This is a genomic window from Streptomyces sp. GB4-14 (assembly GCF_022696125.1).
Classification (GTDB): domain Bacteria; phylum Actinomycetota; class Actinomycetes; order Streptomycetales; family Streptomycetaceae; genus Streptomyces; species Streptomyces werraensis.
Genome location: NZ_RZHO01000002.1, coordinates 2,165,645 through 2,181,798, shown reverse-complemented (window position 1 = coordinate 2,181,798; position 16,154 = coordinate 2,165,645). Strand labels below are relative to the sequence as shown.

The following is a 16,154-nucleotide window of genomic DNA, read 5'->3' as shown; positions in this document are numbered from 1 at the left end:
CCCGGCGGGGCGGGCGGTCAGCGCGGGGTCCCGCGCACCGCCCGCCCCGCCAGCACGTCCGTGCGCCGCCCGTCCTCGATCACGAACCGCCCGTCGACCAGCACGTACGGAATGCCCGTGGGCAGCGTCCGCGGCTCGGCGAAGGTGGACCCGGCGTCCACCGTCCGAGGGTCGAACAGCACCAGGTCCGCCTTGTAGCCCTCGCGGACCAGCCCCCGGTCCGGCAGCCGTAGCCGCGCCGCCGGGCGCGAGGTCAGATGCGCCACGCACTCCTCCAGCGACAGCACCCCCAGCTCCCGCACGTAGTGACCGAGGTAGCGGGGAAACGTCCCGTACGCGCGCGGGTGCGGCTTCGCGCCCTGGAGGATGCCGTCCGAGCCGCCCGTGTGCACCCGGTGCCGCATGATTGCCCGGACGTTCTCCTCATGACCCACGTGCTGGAGGATCGTCGGGGCGAGCCGGTCCTTCAGCAGCAGCTCCCGCGCCACCGTCCAGGGGCTCTCGCCGCGCGCCCGCGCCGCCTGGAGCACCGTGCGGCCCACGTACTCGTCCAGCGCCGGATCGCCCACCCCGGAGATCTCGACGGTCTCCCACTCCACCGGCACGCCGTGGCAGCCGTCCGAGCCGGTGACCTCCAGGTCGTGCCGGATCCGCTCCGCCGTCGCCTCGTCCGCGAGCCGCCGCAGGACCTCCTCCGGGCCGCCCTCGCTCGCCCAGCTCGGCAGCAGCGCCACGAGGGTCGTGCAGCCGGGGGTGTACGGATAGGTGTCCAGGCTGATGTCGGCGCCCGCGTCCAGCGCCTCGTCGAGCAGCGCCAGCAGCTCGGGGGCCCGGCCCTTGTTCACGCCGAAGTTCATGGTGGCGTGCGCGAGATGCAGCGGGCAGCCCGCCTCCCGGGTGAGGGCCACCATCTCCGCGTACGCCTCCAGGGCGCCGGCGCCGTAGGAGCGGTGGTGCGGGCAGTAGTAGCCGCCGTACGACGCCACCACCCGGCACAGCTCGGTCAGTTCGGCGTCCGGGGCGTACATGCCCGGCGTGTACGTCAGCCCGGACGACATGCCGACCGCGCCCTGCTCCATGCCCTCCGCGACCAACCGCCGCATGCGGTTCAGCTCTTCAGGGGTCGCCTCGCGGTCCTCCCATCCGACGGCCAGCGCGCGCACGGTGCCCTGCGGGATCAGGTACGCCGCGTTCACCGCGACGCCCCGGTCCAGCCGGTCCAGGTACTCGCCCACCGAGCGCCAGTCGAAGTCGATGCCGTCGCCCGGGCCGTTCCACCCGGCGATCGCCCGCCGCACCTCGCCCAGCGTCCGGTCGTCCACCGGCGCGTACGAGAGTCCGTCCTGGCCGAGCACTTCGAGGGTGACCCCCTGCGCGGCCTTCGCGCTGTGGTCGGGGTCGCGCAGCAGGGCGAGGTCGCTGTGCGCGTGCATGTCGATGAATCCGGGGGCCAGCACCAGCCCCTCCGCGTCCAGTTCGCGCCGTGCCTTCGGACGCTGGCAGCCCGCGTCCGCCGCCTCCTTCACGATGGAGACGATGCGTCCGCCGTCCACCACCACGTCCGCGCGGTAGGAGTGGTCGCCGGAGCCGTCGACGACGTCCGCGTCCCGGATGACGAGCTCTTCCACGGTCCTGCCTCCTAGAAGAAGGTGCGGATGTAGTCGACGACCGTGCCGTCCGCCTCCGCCACGGGGATCAGCGCCCACTTGTCGAAGGACGTGCAGGGGTGCGACAGACCGAACCCCACCCAGTCTCCCACCTCCAGATCCGCCTCCGAAGAGGTGCGCAGCCACGCGTGCTGGTCGGACAGACCGGTCACCTCGATGCCCGTGGCCGGCCGCTCCACCCCCTCCCGGCGCACCGCCCGGGCCACCGGCAGATCCAGGTCGTACGCCGCGTCCCGCTTGCCCGCGTTGGTGAACGCCTGCTCCGCCGACGGCCGCGACACCACCTGCGTCCACAGCCGGAACGCCGGCTCCAGACCGCCCTCGCCCGGCACCCGGTTGAACGGCGTCAGCCGCTCGTAGTGCCCGTCGTCGTGCGACACGTACGCGCCCGAGCGCAGCAGCTTCAGCACCGGCGCCGACAGCTCCGGCACCTCCGCGAAGACGTCCGCGACCGCGTCGAACCAGGCGCTGCCGCCCGCGCTCACCACGATCTCGTCCAGCCCCGCGAACCGCCCCGCCTCGTCGAAGTCCACGGCCAGCGCCACCAGCCGCCGCAGCCAGGCCCGGACCCTCTCGGGGTCCGCCCGGGGCACCTCGCCCTCGTACCCGGCGACCCCGACCAGCCGCAGCGCCCGCGCGGCCGCCACGGCGTCGGCGACCACCGCGCACTCCGCCTCCGTCCGCACGCCCGTCCGTGCGCCCTCACCCGCGGCCAGCTCGACCACCACGTCCACCGGCCGTGACGCCCCGGCCAGCGCCGCGTCCATCAGCTCCACCCCGCGCACGGAGTCGACGTAACAGACGAACCGGAACGCCGGGTCGGCGTCCTGCTCGGCGGCGATCCACCGCAGCGCCGCCGCGTCCACCAGCTCGTTCGCCAGGAAGACCCGCTCGATGCCGAACTCCCGCGCCACGCGCACCTGATGGGGTACGGCCAGGGTGATGCCCCAGGCGCCCCGCTCGATCTGACGGTGGAAGAGCTGCGGCGCCATGGAGGTCTTGCCGTGCGGCGCGAACGCCAGCCCGTGCCGCTCGGCGTACGTCTCCAGCGCCGCCAGGTTGTGCTCCAGCCGCTCGGCGGACAGTGCGAGCACGGGGGTGGTGAAGCCGTCGGTGAAGAGGTTCCGCCGCTGTGCGGCCAGCTCGCCCACGGTGAGGTCCGCGGCGTCCGGCGGGAGACCCTTGAAGCGGTGGCCGACCCGTTCCTCGGCGAGGCGGGCGAGAGCATCGAGGACCATGACAGCCTCCCTGATCAGGTGCGTTGCGTGCACTGCAACACTCATTGCGTATATCGCTCACCGCTGTCTAACATCTCCGCCACACGCGGTCAACGGACACCGCGCCCCGCCCCGACGAGGAGCCCCGCCATCGTGACCGTCACCGGAACCCGCAACGCCCCCGACGTCGTGGACGTCGTCGCGCTCGGCGAGTCCATGGTGACGTTCCTGCCGGCCCGGCCCGGCCGCCTCGCCGACGTCCCCGCCTTCCACCGGTCGATCGGCGGCGCGGAGTCCAACGTGGCGTGCGCGCTCGCGGCGGCCGGGCACACCACCCGGTGGGTCAGCCGCGTCGGTGCGGACGGCTTCGGCGACCACCTCGTCGAGGCGATCGGCGCGTACGGCGTCGACGTGTCGTACGTCCGCCGCGACCCCTCCCGCCCCACCGGCGTCTACTTCCGCACGGCCGGCGACCGCGCGGACGACACCCACGAGGTCGCCTACTACCGGGCGGGCTCGGCGGCGTCGGCGATGTCGCCGACGGAGGTGGACCTGGAGGCGGCGCGGGCAGGACGCGTCCTGCACCTCTCGGGCATCACGGCGGCGCTCTCGCCGGACTGCCTGGACCTGATGCGCGAGCTGACGGCCCCCCGGCCGGGGCGCCCTCTCGTCTCCTTCGACGTGAACCACCGCCCGGGTCTGTGGGGCGAGGGCCAGGATCCGGACGTCCTGCTGGAGCTGGCCCGCGGGGCGGACATCGTCTTCGTGGGAGAGGACGAGGCGCGCCAGGCATGGGGGCTGCACGGCGCCCGTGCGGTGCGGGAGGCCCTTCCCGAACCTGAGATCGTCGTCGTCAAGCAGGGCAAGGGCGGAGCGGTCGCCTTCGCCAAGGACACCGACGGCCCCTGCGAGGACGCCGACGGCACCGCGACGTTCGTACGCGCCCTGCACGTCGACGTCGTCGCGGCAGTCGGCGCCGGCGACGCCTTCGCCGCCGGCTTCCTCTCGTCCACCCTCCGGGGTCTGCCCGTACGGGACCGTCTTCGCCACGGCCACCTCGCCGCCGCCGCCACCCTCATCACCCCCGGTGACCTGGCCCCACCCCCGCCCCGAACCCTCGCCGACCGCCTCGCCGCCCTCGACGACCCCGCGTGGGGGAGACTGCGTCTCGGCCCCGGCTGGACAGACGCCGACGCAGAGGCCGCAGAGGAGGCACGCACCCCATGAGCCAGACCGTAGACCGCGCCCTGAGCATCCTTCCGCTGCTCGCGGAGGGCCCCGCCGACCTCGGCCAGGTCGCCGACCGCCTCGGCGTGCACAAGTCCACGGCCCTGCGCCTGCTGCGCACCCTCCACGAGCACGGCCTGGTCTACCGCCAGTCCGACCAGCGCTACCGCCTCGGCGCCCGCCTCTTCGCCCTCGCCCAGGAGGCGATGGAGAACCTCGACGTGCGCGAGATCGCCCACGCCCACCTCGTACGCCTCAACGAGCAGTGCGGGCACACCGTCCACCTCGCCGTGTACGAGGAGAACGAGGTCCTCTACATCGACAAGGTGGAGAGCCGCTACCCCGTGCGGATGTACTCCCGCATCGGCAAGCCCGTCGCCATCACGGTCGCCGCCGTGGCCAAGCTGCTCCTCGCCGACCTGCCCGAACACGAGCGCCGCGCCCTCGCGGAGAAGCTCGACTACCCCATGTACACGCCCCGTTCGACGCCCCACGCGGCCGCGTTCCTCCAGGAGCTGGCCAAGGTGCGCGAACAGGGCTGGGCCACCGACCTCGGCGGCCACGAGGAGTCCATCAACTGCGTCGCCGCGCCGATCCGCGGCGCCGACGGCCGGGTGGTCGCCGCGATGTCGGTCTCCGCGCCGAACGTCGTCGTCACCGCCGACGAACTCCTCACCCTGCTCCCGCTGGTGCGCCGTACCGCGGACGCCATCAGCGGCGAGTACTCCGGCCGGACCCCGGCAGAACCGAAGTAAGGACATCCCCCGCATGACCGAGAAAGTCGCGCTGACCCCGAAGACCCACACCACCCCGCCCGCGAAGTTCTCGCACGGCGTCCGCAAGGGCAACATCCTCCAGGTCGCCGGCCAGGTCGGCTTCCTGCCCGCCGAGGAGGGCAGGCCGCCCACGCCCGCCGGTCCCACCCTGCGCGAGCAGACCCTCCAGACCCTCGCCAACGTCAAGGCGATCCTCGAGGAGGGCGGCGCGAGCTGGGACGACGTGATGATGATCCGCGTCTACCTCACGGACGTGGACCACTTCGCGGAGATGAACGACCTCTACAACGCCTACTTCGAGGAGCAGGGCCTCACCCAGCCCCCGGCCGCCCGCACGACCGTCTACGTCGGTCTCCCCGCCGGCCTCCTCATCGAGATCGACGCGCTCGCCGTCCTCGGCTGACCCCCTTCACCACCCGCACACCGCACGTCGTCACGGCACGGCGCCCCGCACCCCGGGACGCCGTGCCGCGATCCCCCCTGCCCGAAAGCACCATGCCCTTACCCAGAGGACCCCCCGATGTCCCATCCGTCCCTCCCGCTCGCCGCCTCCGCGCCCGCCGAGACACCACCGCACACCGGAGGACTGCTCCTCCTGATCGACGGCACCGCGGGCCTGCTCACCGTGGCCGCCATCGGCATCGCCCTGCTGCTCTTCCTGATCATCAAGGTCCGCCTCCAGCCGTTCGTCGCCCTGCTCGGCGTCTCCATAGCCGTCGGCCTGCTCGCGGGCCTGTCGGTCACCGAACTCTTCGGCACCGTGCAGAAGTCGGACGCGGTGTCCACCATCGAGTCCGGGATGGGCGGCATCCTCGGCCATGTCGCGATCATCATCGGCCTGGGCACCATGCTCGGCGCGATCCTCGAGGTCAGCGGCGGCGCCGAGGTGCTGGCGTCCCGGCTGCTCGGACTGTTCGGTGAGAAGCGGGCGCCCCTCGCGATGGGCCTGACCGGCCTCATCTTCGGCATCCCCGTCTTCTTCGACGTCGGCATCTTCGTCCTCGCGCCCATCGTCTACGCGGCCGCCAAGCGCTCCGGCAAGTCGATCCTGCTCTACTGCCTCCCCCTCCTCGCCGGTCTCTCCGTCACCCACGCCTTCCTGCCCCCGCACCCGGGCCCGGTGGCCGCCGCCGGACTGCTGCACGTGGACCTCGGCTGGGTCATCCTCATGGGCGTGGTCTGCGGCCTGCCCGCGGTCGTCGCCGCGTGGGTCTACTCCGCGTGGATCGGCAAGCGCATCTTCGTCGCCGTCCCGCAGGACATGGTGGAGGCCGCGCAGGAGGCCAAGGACGCCGTCGCCGCCGAACAGCGCGCGTCGGGCGTTCAGCCGCGCGAGACGCCGGTGCCGCTCGGCACGGTCCTCGGCATCATCGGCACGCCGCTCCTGCTCATCCTCGCGGCGACCTTCTCCTCCATCGCGCTGGACCCCTCCACCCTGCGGTCGGTCATCGAGTTCTTCGGCCACCCGTTCGTGGCGCTCACCCTCGCCCTGTTCCTCGCGTACTACCTGCTGGGCATCCGGCGCGGCTGGTCCCGCAAGTCCCTGGAGACGGTGTCCACCTCCTCGCTCAAGCCGGTCGGCAACATCCTGCTGGTGGTCGGCGCGGGCGGCGTCTTCGGCGCCGTGCTCAAGGGCAGCGGGGTCGCCCAGGCCCTCTCCGACACCTTCAACGACGTCGGCCTGCCGGTCATCGTGCTGTCGTACCTGATCTCCGTGGTGCTGCGGGTGGCGCAGGGCTCGGCGACGGTCGCCATCGTCACCACGGCCGGCATCGTGGCGCCGCTGCTCTCCGGGGGCGACCACTCGCAGGCCTTCGTCGCCCTCGTCATCATGGCCATCTCGGCGGGCTCGATCTTCGCCTCGCACGTCAACGACGGCGGGTTCTGGATGGTCGCCAAGTACTTCGGCATCAGCGAGCGGGACACGCTGAAGACGTGGACGGTGCTGGAGAGCGTGCTGTCCGTCGCCGGGTTCGTCGTCGCGGCGGCGCTGAGCCTGGTGGTGTGACCCCGGGGGCGCGGTGAGGCGTGGTGCCCGTGTAGGCGTCTGATAACGAAGTCGGGGCTGGCTGTGACGCGCACAGGATCGTCGACCATACTCCTGCGGTGTGGAGCAGCGCATAGGTTCGAGCAGCAGCAAGCCCCTGGAGGGCGCCGGCTTCGACCCGGCCTTCATCCCCGGGCTCACCGCGCCCGCGACCGGCCGCGAGGAGGACGCGAAGGACACGCCCGGCACGGACGGGGACGGAGCCGTCGACGACACCGCGACGGAAGCCGCCTCGGATGCCTCCCCGGCGGCCGACGAGCCGGAGAAGTCCGGTGACTCCCCGGCCGCCGGGGACGACCAGGCCGCCGGTGACGACGAGCCGGAACCCGCCCCCGACGGCCCGGTCTTCGAGGCGTCCGACCGCCGTGCCGCCATCGTCGCCGACCACCGCGGCGTGCGGCTGAAGCTGGACGACCAGGAGTGCGATTTCCGCTGGGACGAGATCGGCGCGGTGGAGACGGAGACGGCCCGCTTCGGCAAGCGGTTCACCGTCACCGTCCACACCCCGGACCGGCGTTGGTACCCGATCGAGATCGAGGCCGACTCACGCCGCCGGTTCGCCGAGTGGGACGCCGCCCTGGACAAGGTCCTCGACGCGTACTTCGACGACGGCGCCGGGGAACAGGCCGGTTCCGACGACGCGAAGGACGACGCCGAGGACCGGGCGGAGGACAAGGCGGAGGACCAGCAGGCCGAGGCCGAGGGCAAGGCCGAGGCGGCCGGCAGGCCCTAACGGCAGTACTGGCCCTCCTTGCCGACCACCCGGTACATGCAGTCGGCGTTCTCCAGGAGCTGGAGGACGGCGTCACGGTTGCGGGACGTCTCCCGCTCGATGACCTCGTCGGGCGGGTAGAACCCGCCGCCGGACGCCGACCTCGGGTACATCTCGAAGGTGTAGCCGAAGATCTTGTGGGCGCCCCAGAGGTAGTCGTCGATCGACCCGTCGGTGATGTACAGGTCGCTGGACTGCTGGGCCGTGTAGCCGTTGCTGGCGGCCATCTTCTGGCCGACGGCCTTGAACGCGGCGTGGTCGTCGGCGGTCATGCCGGTGGTGGTGTCGGAGTAGGTGTAGCCGAACGGCCACAGCACCAGCTCGCTGTAGGTGTGGAAGTCGATGCCGGCCTTGATCTGCTGCACCCCGCCGACCACCCTGCCGCGCACGAAGTCGGCGACCACCTTCACCTCGGGTGCCGACTCGGGCGCCGAACCCCGGTAGGTCTCGGACGACTTGGAACCGGAGGAGCCGCCGCAGCAGCCCCAGCGGTAGTCCCAGTTGCGGTTCAGGTCGGTGCCCACGTACGACGAACCGGAGTTGGGCTGGCGGTTCTTGCGCCAGGACCGGTAGGAGCCGGTGGCGATGTCGTACTCGCCGCCGTCCGGATTGAGGTCGGGGACGATCCAGATCTCCCGCTCCTGCACCATCTTCGTGACCCGGGCGTCGCTGCCGTACCCGGCGCCCAGCTCCCGCAGCAGGTACAGGGCCATTTCGACGGTGAGGTGCTCGCGGGCGTGCTGGTGGTGGGTGAAGAGCACCTCGGGCTCGGCCTCGTCGGCGCCGACGTTGTCGCTGACCTTGACCGCGACGATGTCCCGGCCCTGGTAGGACTTGCCGATCACGCGTTTGCTCATGATGGACGGGTACGCGGCGATCCGCTGGTCGATCTCCGCGTTCATCTCGGCGTAGTTGTGGTAGCGGGAGTCCGCCGAGGGGAAGTCGAACAGGCGCGGTCCGTCGGCGGCCGTGGAGCGGTCGGGGGCCGTGCCCAGCGGGGTGACCTCGTAGCCCTGGCGGCGCAGTTCGCGGATCTGGTCGGCGCGGCCGGAGACGACCACGGTCTCCTCGTCGGCCTCGTCCACGGTGACGCCGGCCCGCTGGATCGCCGTACGGGTCACGGGCGTGGTGCGCTGGTGGATCTCGTACTGGCGGATGTCGTCCGCCGAGGGGGCCGCCCGGCGCGCCCCGTCGGCGCCGGCCGGGGCGGCCGCGGTGAGCGACAGAGGCGCGGCGAGCGCGAGGGCGAGGAGTGCGGCGAGCGCGGCGGGGCGTCTGCCGCGGGAACGGAGTCGCATGAATTCTCCTTGTGGGGAGGTGGGGTGGTTCATGGCGACGTGCGTGGTGCGGTGCGGCCATCGTCGAGAGCTGACATGATCAGGTCAAGAGTGCGGCGTCGGCCGCCCCGCCAGGGGGAACCGGTGAAGATCCCGGCACGCCCTCTTGTGGGACCGGCACCCGTCCGCTTTCTTGACCCCATGGCGGACACCACGGGAAACACCCAGGACATCGGCGCGCAGGAAGGGCCCGGCCCCCGGCCGCGCGGGTCCAGTTGGCGCTACATCGGCCCCGGCATCGTCGTCGCCGCGACCGGCGTGGGCGCCGGTGACCTCGTGGCCACCCTCATCGCGGGCAGCAACTTCGGCTACACCCTGCTGTGGGCCGCCGTCGTCGGCTGCCTGGTGAAGATCTCCCTCGCGGAGGCGTGCGGCCGGTGGCACCTGTCCACCGGGCGCACCCTGTTCGACGGCTGGGCCACGCTCGGCCCCTGGACCACCTGGTTCTTCGCCGTCTACGCCGTCATCTGGGGTTTCGTCTACGGCGCCGCCGCCATGTCCTCCAGCGCGCTGCCGCTCCAGGCACTGTTCCCGGACGTGATGGACCTCGAGTACTGGGGCATCGCCTGCGGACTGGTGGGCCTGGTCTTCGTCTGGTTCAACAAGTACGCGGTGTTCGAAAAGGTCATGACCGTCCTGGTGGGCGTCATGTTCGTGGTCACCGTCTACCTGGCGTTCCGCGTCACGCCCAACCTGGGCGACGCCTTCGCCGGCCTCCTCCCCGTGGTGCCCGACGAGAAGGACTCCATCCTCAACACCCTCGGCCTGATCGGCGGCGTCGGCGGCACCATCACACTGGCCGCCTACGGCTACTGGGTCAACGCCAAGGGCTGGACCGACAGCGGCTGGATGAAGGTCATGCGGCTGGACAACCGGGTCGCGTACATCACCACCGGCATCTTCGTCGTCGCGATGCTCTTCGTCGGCGCGGAGCTGCTGCACTCGGCGAACGTCGCCATCTCCGGGGGCGACCAGGGGCTGATCCAGCTCGGCGACATCCTCGAGGACCGGTACGGGGCGACCACCGGCACCCTGTTCCTGGTCGGCTTCTTCGCCGCCTCCTTCACCTCCCTGATCGGCGTCTGGCACGGCGTGAGCCTGATGTTCGCCGACTTCCTCGCCCGGCAGCGCGGTGAGCGTCAGGCGCGCGCCGACGAACTGGCCTCCGGCCGCCGGGAACGCTCCTGGGCCTTCCGCGCGTACCTGCTGTGGCTGACGTTCCCGCCCATGATCCTGCTGTTCCAGGACGAGCCGTTCCGCCTGATCATCATCTACGGCGTCCTCGGCGCCGCCTTCATGCCGTTCCTCGCCCTGACCCTCCTGTGGCTGCTGAACTCCTCACGCACCCCGCGCGAGTGGCGCAACGGCCACCTCAGCAACGGCATGCTGACGGTCGCGGGCCTGCTGTTCCTGGTCCTGGCGGTCAAGCAGATCTGGGACCAGCCGTGGTCGGAGTTCTTCTGACCGGTCCGCCGTCCGGCCCGCCTCACGCCCCCGCGTCCCACACCGTGCTCAGCGCGATCTCCCGCAGCTGCGCCAGGGTGAGCGCGGGGGCGTCGCGCGTGGCGTCCTCGTTCTGGGCCGGCGTGTTGAAGGCGCTGACGACGACGCGCAGCCCGTCGGGGCGCAAGGTGTCCGCGGTCCACATGACGACGTCCTTGCCGGCCTTCTCCCCGGGCGACTTCCGGGTGGTGACCAGCGTGCCGTCGGCCAGCTTCTCGGCGTCCCGGAACAGGTCGCCGGCCACGTCGGACATACCGGGCTGCACATTGATCTGGACGAGGCTCCCGCCCTTGCCGTCGTCGACGACGAGGTACGCGTAGTCGCCGCCCGGGCCGCTCCGGCCGGTCACCTTCACGTTCTCGGGCAGCAGACCCATGAGCGTCTTGGCGATCGCCCCGGACGGCCTGCCCTCCAAAGGCGCCTCGCCGGTCACGGACGGGTTCGGACTCTGCGGCATGGCGGCGGCGACCCGCCGCCACACGTCGGCGGTGACGACCTCCTTCAGCTGCTCGACGGAGAGCGGGGGCTGCGGGCGCGACACCGGCGCGTCCTTCTGCGCGGGCGCGTTCCATTCGCTCAGGGTCACGTGCACCCCGTCCGGCGTGACCAGTTCGGCGTTCCACCACCTGGTGTCCACCCGCCGGTCCGGGTACTCGTAGCCGCGGAGCACCATGAGCCGGGAGCCGTCCGGCTGCGTGGCGCTGGTGCAGTCGTCGTAGGAGACGATGCTCTTGTCCGGGCACGTCGTCCACTGGGCGGCCTGCTCGCCGCCGGGGTCCGTCCGGTCGACGCTCAGACCGAGTGCCGCCGCGCCCGCGCCGTCGTCGAACACCAGCCGCGCGTACGGGGGCGTCGTCGCCCCCGTGCCCTGGGCCTGCTCCTCGCTGAACGTGCCCTGCGGCAGCAGCTCCTTGAGCGAACGCAGCATGTCGTCGCCCGTGAAAGTCCCGGCGGGCGACGGGATCGCCGCCGACGGGCTCGCCGTCGCGGCAGGACCGGCCGCCGCGGAGGTCCGCCGGGGGCCGTGCACGTCGGCGGGCAGGAGCAGCGTCGCACCCACACCGACCAGGGCGACACCGGTCATCCCGCCGAGCACGGCCGTACGCCGCAGCAGCTGCTTCCGCCGTCCGCGCACCTCACCTCTGCCGGCGAGGGCGGCCGGGTCGTCGGCGCGGAAGCTGTGGCCGGTGTCGCGCAGCGCTGCGGCGAACCGGTCCTCGAAGGGATCGGTGTACTGGTTCTCGGGCATGACGAACCCACCTTTCTGCGGGTGTGAGCGTAGGAGGTCGATGAAGGGGCCGGGCGGCCGGCGTCAGGGGCGGGAGAACTCGTGGAGGTCCTCGCCCAGCAGCTCCCGCAGCCGGCCGAGCGCGCGGACGCACCGCGTGCGCACGGCCGCCGAGCTGACGTTCAGCGCGTCGGCGGTCTGCTCCACCGAGCGGTCCTCCCAGTAGCGCAGGACGACCACGGCGCGGTCCTTGACGGGCAGCCTGGCGAGCGCGGCCATCAGCGTCAGCCTCAGTGGCGCGTCACCGCCGTCGGCGCCCGGCAGGTCGGGGAACGAGTCGGTCGCCCGCTCCCGGCTGCTGCGCAGTCTGCGGTGGGCGAGGAAGGTCCGGGTGAGCACGGTCTGCGCGTACGCGGCCGGGTTCTCCGCCCGTGAGACGCGCCCCCAGCGGAGGTACAGCCGGCCGAAGGTCTCCTGCACGAGGTCCTCGGCGAGGTGCGTGTCCCCGGCGGTGAGCAGGCACGCGGACCGGTACAGGTGGCCCGCCCGCGCCGAGGCGAACTCCGTGTAGTCCGCTCTGCGCTGCTGTCTCATTCCGCCGTCCCCCGTCGTGGCTCCCCGAACCGCTCTCACCTCACTGATGCGGTGGACCCGGAGAAATGTTTCATGTGGCGGCGGACACAGCGCGCGCGGTCCGTTGTCAGTGGCCGCTGCCAGGATGACCGCGTCCTTCACCGGCGCGCACGAGCGCCGGCCGTCGACCTGTCGGGGAGCCATCGTGGGCATGATCGGGGAGTACGCGCGCCTGACGGCCGCCGAGTTCGAGCGCGCGGTCGGCGATCCGGACTGGGCGTACGAGCGTGTTCAGGAGCTGACCGAGCAGGAGTGGGACGTGGAGCCGCCGGGGGACCGGGCGCGCCGCTTCGAGACCGACAAGATGTGGCACGCCCTCGACTTCCTGCTCCGGCGCATCGGTTTCCCCGTGGACGTCGTCTTCGGCGAGGAGGAGATACCCGGCGCGGGGAACTGGAGCTACGGACCGCCCCGCTGCCTCACCCCGGAGCAGGTCCGCACCGCCGCCGAGGCCTTCGCCGCCACGCCTTCCGCCCGGCTGACCGAGGGGGTCACCCCGGCCGACCTGGCCGCGGCGGACATCTACCCGACGATCGTCTGGGAGCGCGGTGAGCCGCTGGACGAGGTGACCGCCCACTACGAGGCCCTGGTGCCGTACTTCCGCGCGGCGGCCCGTGACGGGGACGGCCTTCTGCTCTGGATCAGCTGACCGGCGCGGAGACACCGCGCCCCTGCCCGGTGGGCCGGACAGGGGCGGTCGGGGCGGAAGCCGGATCGGCTACGGCAGCGCGTGGACGTGCGGGCCCACCGCGTTCGACCAGGCGTTGCCCGCCGTGGCGTCCCAGTTGGTGGACCAGGTCATCGCGCCACGCAGACCCGGGTAGGTCTTCGAGGGCTTGAACGAGCCGCAGTTGGTGCCGCGGGTCAGGCAGTCCAGGGCGGCGTTCACCACGGACGGCGCGACATAGCCGCTGCCCGCGCCCCGGGTGGAGGCCGGCAGGCCGAGGCCCACCTGGGACGGGTCGAGGCCGTTCTCCAGCTGGATGCAGGCCAGCGCGGTGAGGAAGTCCACCGAACCCTGGCTGTAGACCTTGCCGTCGCAGCCCAGCATCGAACCGCTGTTGTAGTACTGCATGTTGACGACCGTGAGGATGTCCTTCACGTTCAGCGCCGTCCGGAAGTAGGAGTTGGACGTCGACTGCATGTCGATGGTCTGCGGCGCCATCGTCAGGATCATCGACGGGCCCGCCTTCGCGGACAGCTGCCGCAGCGCCTGCGTCATGTAGGTCGCGTTCAGCCCGTTCTCCAGGTCGATGTCGACGCCGTCGAAGCCGTACTCCCGCATCAGGGCGTACACCGAGTCGGCGAAGTTCGTCGCGGAGGCGGAGTCGTTCACCGCGACGGTGCCCTTCTCGCCGCCCACCGAGATGATGACCTTCTTGCCGGCCGCCTGCTTGGCGCGGACGTCCGCCTTGAACTGGTCGACGGTGTAGCCGTTCAGGCCCGCCGAGTCCAGGTTGAAGGTGACGGCGCCCGGGGTGCCGGTGGCGTCGGCGAAGGCGACCGCGATGATGTCGTACTGGGCCGGCACGTCGGAGATCTTCTGCACGGCCGCGCCGTTGTTGAAGTTCTGCCAGTAGCCGGTGACCGCGTGCCGGGGCAGGTCACCGCCCCCGCCGCCGTTCTCCCGGGTGCGCACGGACACCGCCGCCGACTTGGCGGACTCGCCCGCGGCGTTGGTCGCCGTGACCTGGAAGCTGTACGACGTGGAGGCCGCGAGCCCGGTCACGGTGGCCGAGGTGCCCGTCACGGCGGTCGCCCGGGTGCCGTCGCGGTAGACGGTGTAGCCGGTCGCGCCGGACACCGCGTTCCACGCCAGCGTCACCGAACCGGCCGTCGTGCCGGAGACGGTCAGCCCGCCCGGGGTGGCCGGGACCGTCGGCTCCGGGTCACCGCCGCCGCCTCCGTCGGGGCCGAGGACGGACACGTCGTCGACGTAGTAGGGCTGCTGGCCGTACCAGCCGTGGGTGTAGACCGTCACCGAGGTGGTGCTCGAGCCGGTGGTGAAGCTGGTCGACAGCTGCTTCCAGGCGGAGGAGTCCGGCGTCCACGTGGACACGTCCGTGGTGCCGGTGCCGGTCACGCCCAGGTAGGCGTACCCGCCCTGCACCCATCCGGTCAGCCGGTACGTCGAGCCCGGCCGCACCGCGACCGTCTGGGAACAGCGGGCGTTGTCCTGCCCGGCGGGCGTGGCCTTCAGCGCGGACGCGCCGCCGTGCACGGGGGAGGAGACGACACTGCCGCTGTTCGCGGAGCAGCTCCAGCCGCTCAGGCCCGACTCGAACCCGGCGTTCTTCGCGTTGTTGACGTCGGCCGCGGTCGCCTGGCCCGCTCCGGCGAGGGGAAGGGCGAGGGCCAGGGCGGAGACGAGGGCGGCCGCCCAGGGGCGTCTGCCGCGTCCGGGCGTACGGGATGCGCGGTCCACTTGGGGCCTCCGGTGGGGGAGTTGGGGAGGGGAAGCGACGGTGGCCACCGTTGATGCGTCACACCGTGGTCCAGACCAATCCGCTTGTCAATAGGTCCAGACCGGAAACGGCGGCGCCCGCACGCGAGTAGGGCGACGGGCGGGTGGGAAGCGTGGCCCGGAGGGACCGGAGCGGGTCCGGCGTCAAGCCGGGTGCACCAAACCCGCACGGTCGGTGCCGTATCGAGACCGGCGAGATGATCGACCTGCCCCGGTTTGACGCATTGTGAGTCCGAGGAGTTGCTGTTCGGCTGCCCAAAGGCTGTTCTCCGGTCACAGACCCGCGGATACAGTGCTGAGGTAGTCACGCAGTGAAGTCACGAGGGTGCACCGGAGTAACACCCGGTGGGCCGACGGGCATGGGGAGAACGGGGAGCCGCGCGTGCCAACTGCCGTTGCCGTGACCGGCGCCGACATGGCGCTGCCGGCGCAGGACGAACGGACGCTGCCCGCCGTCGTGCTGCGCGACGTCGACACCCGCCCGCTCGATCAGGTGCTGACCGAGCTCCAGGCCGTCGTCGAGACGCACGGCCATGTCGTTGTCGTGTGCTCCCCGGCCACCCCGGCCCCCGTCCTGCGACGGCTCCACACCCTGCGCTCCCTGCTGGAGAGCGACCGGATAGCGCTGTTCCGCCCCGACCTGCCGCCGCTCGCCGTGGCCGTGCTGGCCCGCCAGTTACGGCAGCTCGCCTCCTGCGACATCGGTCCCGGCGTGCTCGCCTCGGCCGGCCGGCTGCTCACCCACTACCTGCACGCCGGGGCGCTGCTGGGCTCCGTCGCCCGCCTCGACCGGGTCCCCGTCGACCTCAAGCAGCACGCCAAGTCCTGGCTTCCCGGCAGCCAGTTCGCCGTCCTCGCCCACCCCCAGCCGCAGCTCGTGCGCCTCGGCCCCGACGCCATGCTGGACGGACCCGAGTTCGGCACCTGGATGCTGGTCGCCCGCGGCCAGCTCCCCTCCGACTGGGTCACCACCACCCTGGCGCCCGCCTGGCGGGTGCAAGGCCTGCGCGAGGCGCCGCTGCCCGCCGAGTCCGGGCGCTGGTGGGGCACCGGCAAGCTCGTCGAGTTCTGCACCTTCCTGCCCGACCTGTCCGTCCTCTACCAACTGGTCACGTCCGTACGGCGCGGCACCTGCCACTGGTGCGGCATCGACGTCATCGGCGACCGCTGCGTGTTCTGCTCGGCCACCCCGCCCGCCCCCGAGGCCAGACCGGCCCTCACCCGACGCACCTGACCCGTCCGTCCACCGCACGAGCCCGCACCGTCCCGCTCGACCGCCACCC

Annotated in this window: 14 protein-coding genes; 8 read left to right on the top strand and 6 right to left on the bottom strand. The window is 72.0% G+C overall.

The genetic code is table 11. The features are described 5' to 3' along the window. Window positions 1-17: 17 nt before the first annotated feature. Both ELQ39_RS10975 and ELQ39_RS10970 read right to left on the bottom strand, forming a co-directional pair. Window positions 18-1,628: an N-acyl-D-amino-acid deacylase family protein gene (locus ELQ39_RS10975; RefSeq protein WP_242591774.1), complete on the bottom strand. Its 1,611-nt coding sequence runs from the start codon at window positions 1,626-1,628 to the stop codon at window positions 18-20. Between the two features lie 11 nt (window positions 1,629-1,639). Next, complete coding sequence (locus ELQ39_RS10970; RefSeq protein WP_242591773.1) at window positions 1,640-2,905, bottom strand: alanine racemase; 1,266 nt, start codon at window positions 2,903-2,905, stop codon at window positions 1,640-1,642. Window positions 2,906-3,037: 132 nt separating this feature from the next. On the opposite strand from ELQ39_RS10970, the gene ELQ39_RS10965 reads away from it, so the two are divergent. The 5 genes from ELQ39_RS10965 to ELQ39_RS10945 all read left to right on the top strand — a co-directional run bounded on the left by ELQ39_RS10965 (window position 3,038) and on the right by ELQ39_RS10945 (window position 7,667). Next, complete coding sequence (locus tag ELQ39_RS10965) at window positions 3,038-4,111, top strand: sugar kinase (RefSeq protein WP_242591772.1); 1,074 nt, start codon at window positions 3,038-3,040, stop codon at window positions 4,109-4,111. Next, entirely contained in the window at window positions 4,108-4,866 is a 759-nt protein-coding gene (locus tag ELQ39_RS10960) for an IclR family transcriptional regulator (protein ID WP_019522387.1), read from the top strand. Before ELQ39_RS10965 ends, ELQ39_RS10960 begins: the two co-directional genes overlap by 4 nt. A gap of 13 nt (window positions 4,867-4,879) precedes the next feature. Further along, window positions 4,880-5,290, top strand: coding sequence for a RidA family protein (locus ELQ39_RS10955; RefSeq protein WP_190002380.1), 411 nt, complete (start codon window positions 4,880-4,882; stop codon window positions 5,288-5,290). 117 nt (window positions 5,291-5,407) lie between these two features. After that, entirely contained in the window at window positions 5,408-6,895 is a 1,488-nt protein-coding gene (locus ELQ39_RS10950) for a GntP family permease (RefSeq protein WP_242591771.1), read from the top strand. A 100-nt stretch (window positions 6,896-6,995) separates the two neighbouring features. Then, a complete protein-coding gene (locus ELQ39_RS10945) occupies window positions 6,996-7,667 on the top strand; it encodes a hypothetical protein (protein ID WP_242591770.1) in 672 nt (223 codons plus the stop codon). Here ELQ39_RS10945 and ELQ39_RS10940 read toward each other — a convergent pair. Next, the gene (locus ELQ39_RS10940; protein WP_242591769.1) at window positions 7,664-9,004 is read right to left on the bottom strand and encodes a M14 family metallopeptidase; all 1,341 of its coding nucleotides are present in this window, start codon (window positions 9,002-9,004) and stop codon (window positions 7,664-7,666) included. The two genes, ELQ39_RS10945 and ELQ39_RS10940, sit on opposite strands and share 4 nt — an antisense overlap. A 180-nt stretch (window positions 9,005-9,184) precedes the next feature. Here ELQ39_RS10940 and ELQ39_RS10935 point away from each other — a divergent pair, with 180 nt between their 5' ends. Next, window positions 9,185-10,507: an Nramp family divalent metal transporter gene (locus ELQ39_RS10935; RefSeq protein WP_242591768.1), complete on the top strand. Its 1,323-nt coding sequence runs from the start codon at window positions 9,185-9,187 to the stop codon at window positions 10,505-10,507. Window positions 10,508-10,529: 22 nt separating this feature from the next. On the opposite strand, the gene ELQ39_RS10930 is transcribed toward ELQ39_RS10935, so the two are convergent. Both ELQ39_RS10930 and ELQ39_RS10925 read right to left on the bottom strand, forming a co-directional pair. Beyond that, complete coding sequence (locus ELQ39_RS10930) at window positions 10,530-11,795, bottom strand: hypothetical protein (RefSeq protein ID WP_242591767.1); 1,266 nt, start codon at window positions 11,793-11,795, stop codon at window positions 10,530-10,532. Between the two features lie 63 nt (window positions 11,796-11,858). Then, a complete protein-coding gene (locus ELQ39_RS10925) occupies window positions 11,859-12,368 on the bottom strand; it encodes a SigE family RNA polymerase sigma factor (protein WP_242591766.1) in 510 nt (169 codons plus the stop codon). Between the two features lie 184 nt (window positions 12,369-12,552). Between ELQ39_RS10925 and ELQ39_RS10920 the strand changes: the two genes are divergently transcribed. Continuing rightward, complete coding sequence (locus ELQ39_RS10920; RefSeq protein ID WP_242591765.1) at window positions 12,553-13,056, top strand: YfbM family protein; 504 nt, start codon at window positions 12,553-12,555, stop codon at window positions 13,054-13,056. A 69-nt stretch (window positions 13,057-13,125) separates the two neighbouring features. Here the strand turns inward: ELQ39_RS10920 and ELQ39_RS10915 are convergent, their stop codons facing one another. Continuing rightward, the gene (locus ELQ39_RS10915; protein WP_225626181.1) at window positions 13,126-14,832 is read right to left on the bottom strand and encodes a chitinase; all 1,707 of its coding nucleotides are present in this window, start codon (window positions 14,830-14,832) and stop codon (window positions 13,126-13,128) included. A gap of 439 nt (window positions 14,833-15,271) precedes the next feature. Here ELQ39_RS10915 and ELQ39_RS10910 point away from each other — a divergent pair, with 439 nt between their 5' ends. After that, complete coding sequence (locus tag ELQ39_RS10910; RefSeq protein WP_242595582.1) at window positions 15,272-16,105, top strand: hypothetical protein; 834 nt, start codon at window positions 15,272-15,274, stop codon at window positions 16,103-16,105. Window positions 16,106-16,154: the final 49 nt, after the last annotated feature.

Bases quoted from the DNA above. Each gene is read 5' to 3' on its own strand.
- ELQ39_RS10925 (WP_242591766.1), bottom strand. From the start codon at position 12,368: ATGAGACAGCAGCGCAGAGCGGACTACACGGAGTTCGCCTCGGCGCGG.
- ELQ39_RS10970 (WP_242591773.1), bottom strand. From the start codon at position 2,905: ATGGTCCTCGATGCTCTCGCCCGCCTCGCCGAGGAACGGGTCGGCCAC.
- ELQ39_RS10960 (WP_019522387.1), top strand. From the start codon at position 4,108: ATGAGCCAGACCGTAGACCGCGCCCTGAGCATCCTTCCGCTGCTCGCG.
- ELQ39_RS10940 (WP_242591769.1), bottom strand. From the start codon at position 9,004: ATGCGACTCCGTTCCCGCGGCAGACGCCCCGCCGCGCTCGCCGCACTC.
- ELQ39_RS10955 (WP_190002380.1), top strand. From the start codon at position 4,880: ATGACCGAGAAAGTCGCGCTGACCCCGAAGACCCACACCACCCCGCCC.
- ELQ39_RS10950 (WP_242591771.1), top strand. From the start codon at position 5,408: ATGTCCCATCCGTCCCTCCCGCTCGCCGCCTCCGCGCCCGCCGAGACA.
- ELQ39_RS10930 (WP_242591767.1), bottom strand. From the start codon at position 11,795: ATGCCCGAGAACCAGTACACCGATCCCTTCGAGGACCGGTTCGCCGCA.
- ELQ39_RS10935 (WP_242591768.1), top strand. From the start codon at position 9,185: ATGGCGGACACCACGGGAAACACCCAGGACATCGGCGCGCAGGAAGGG.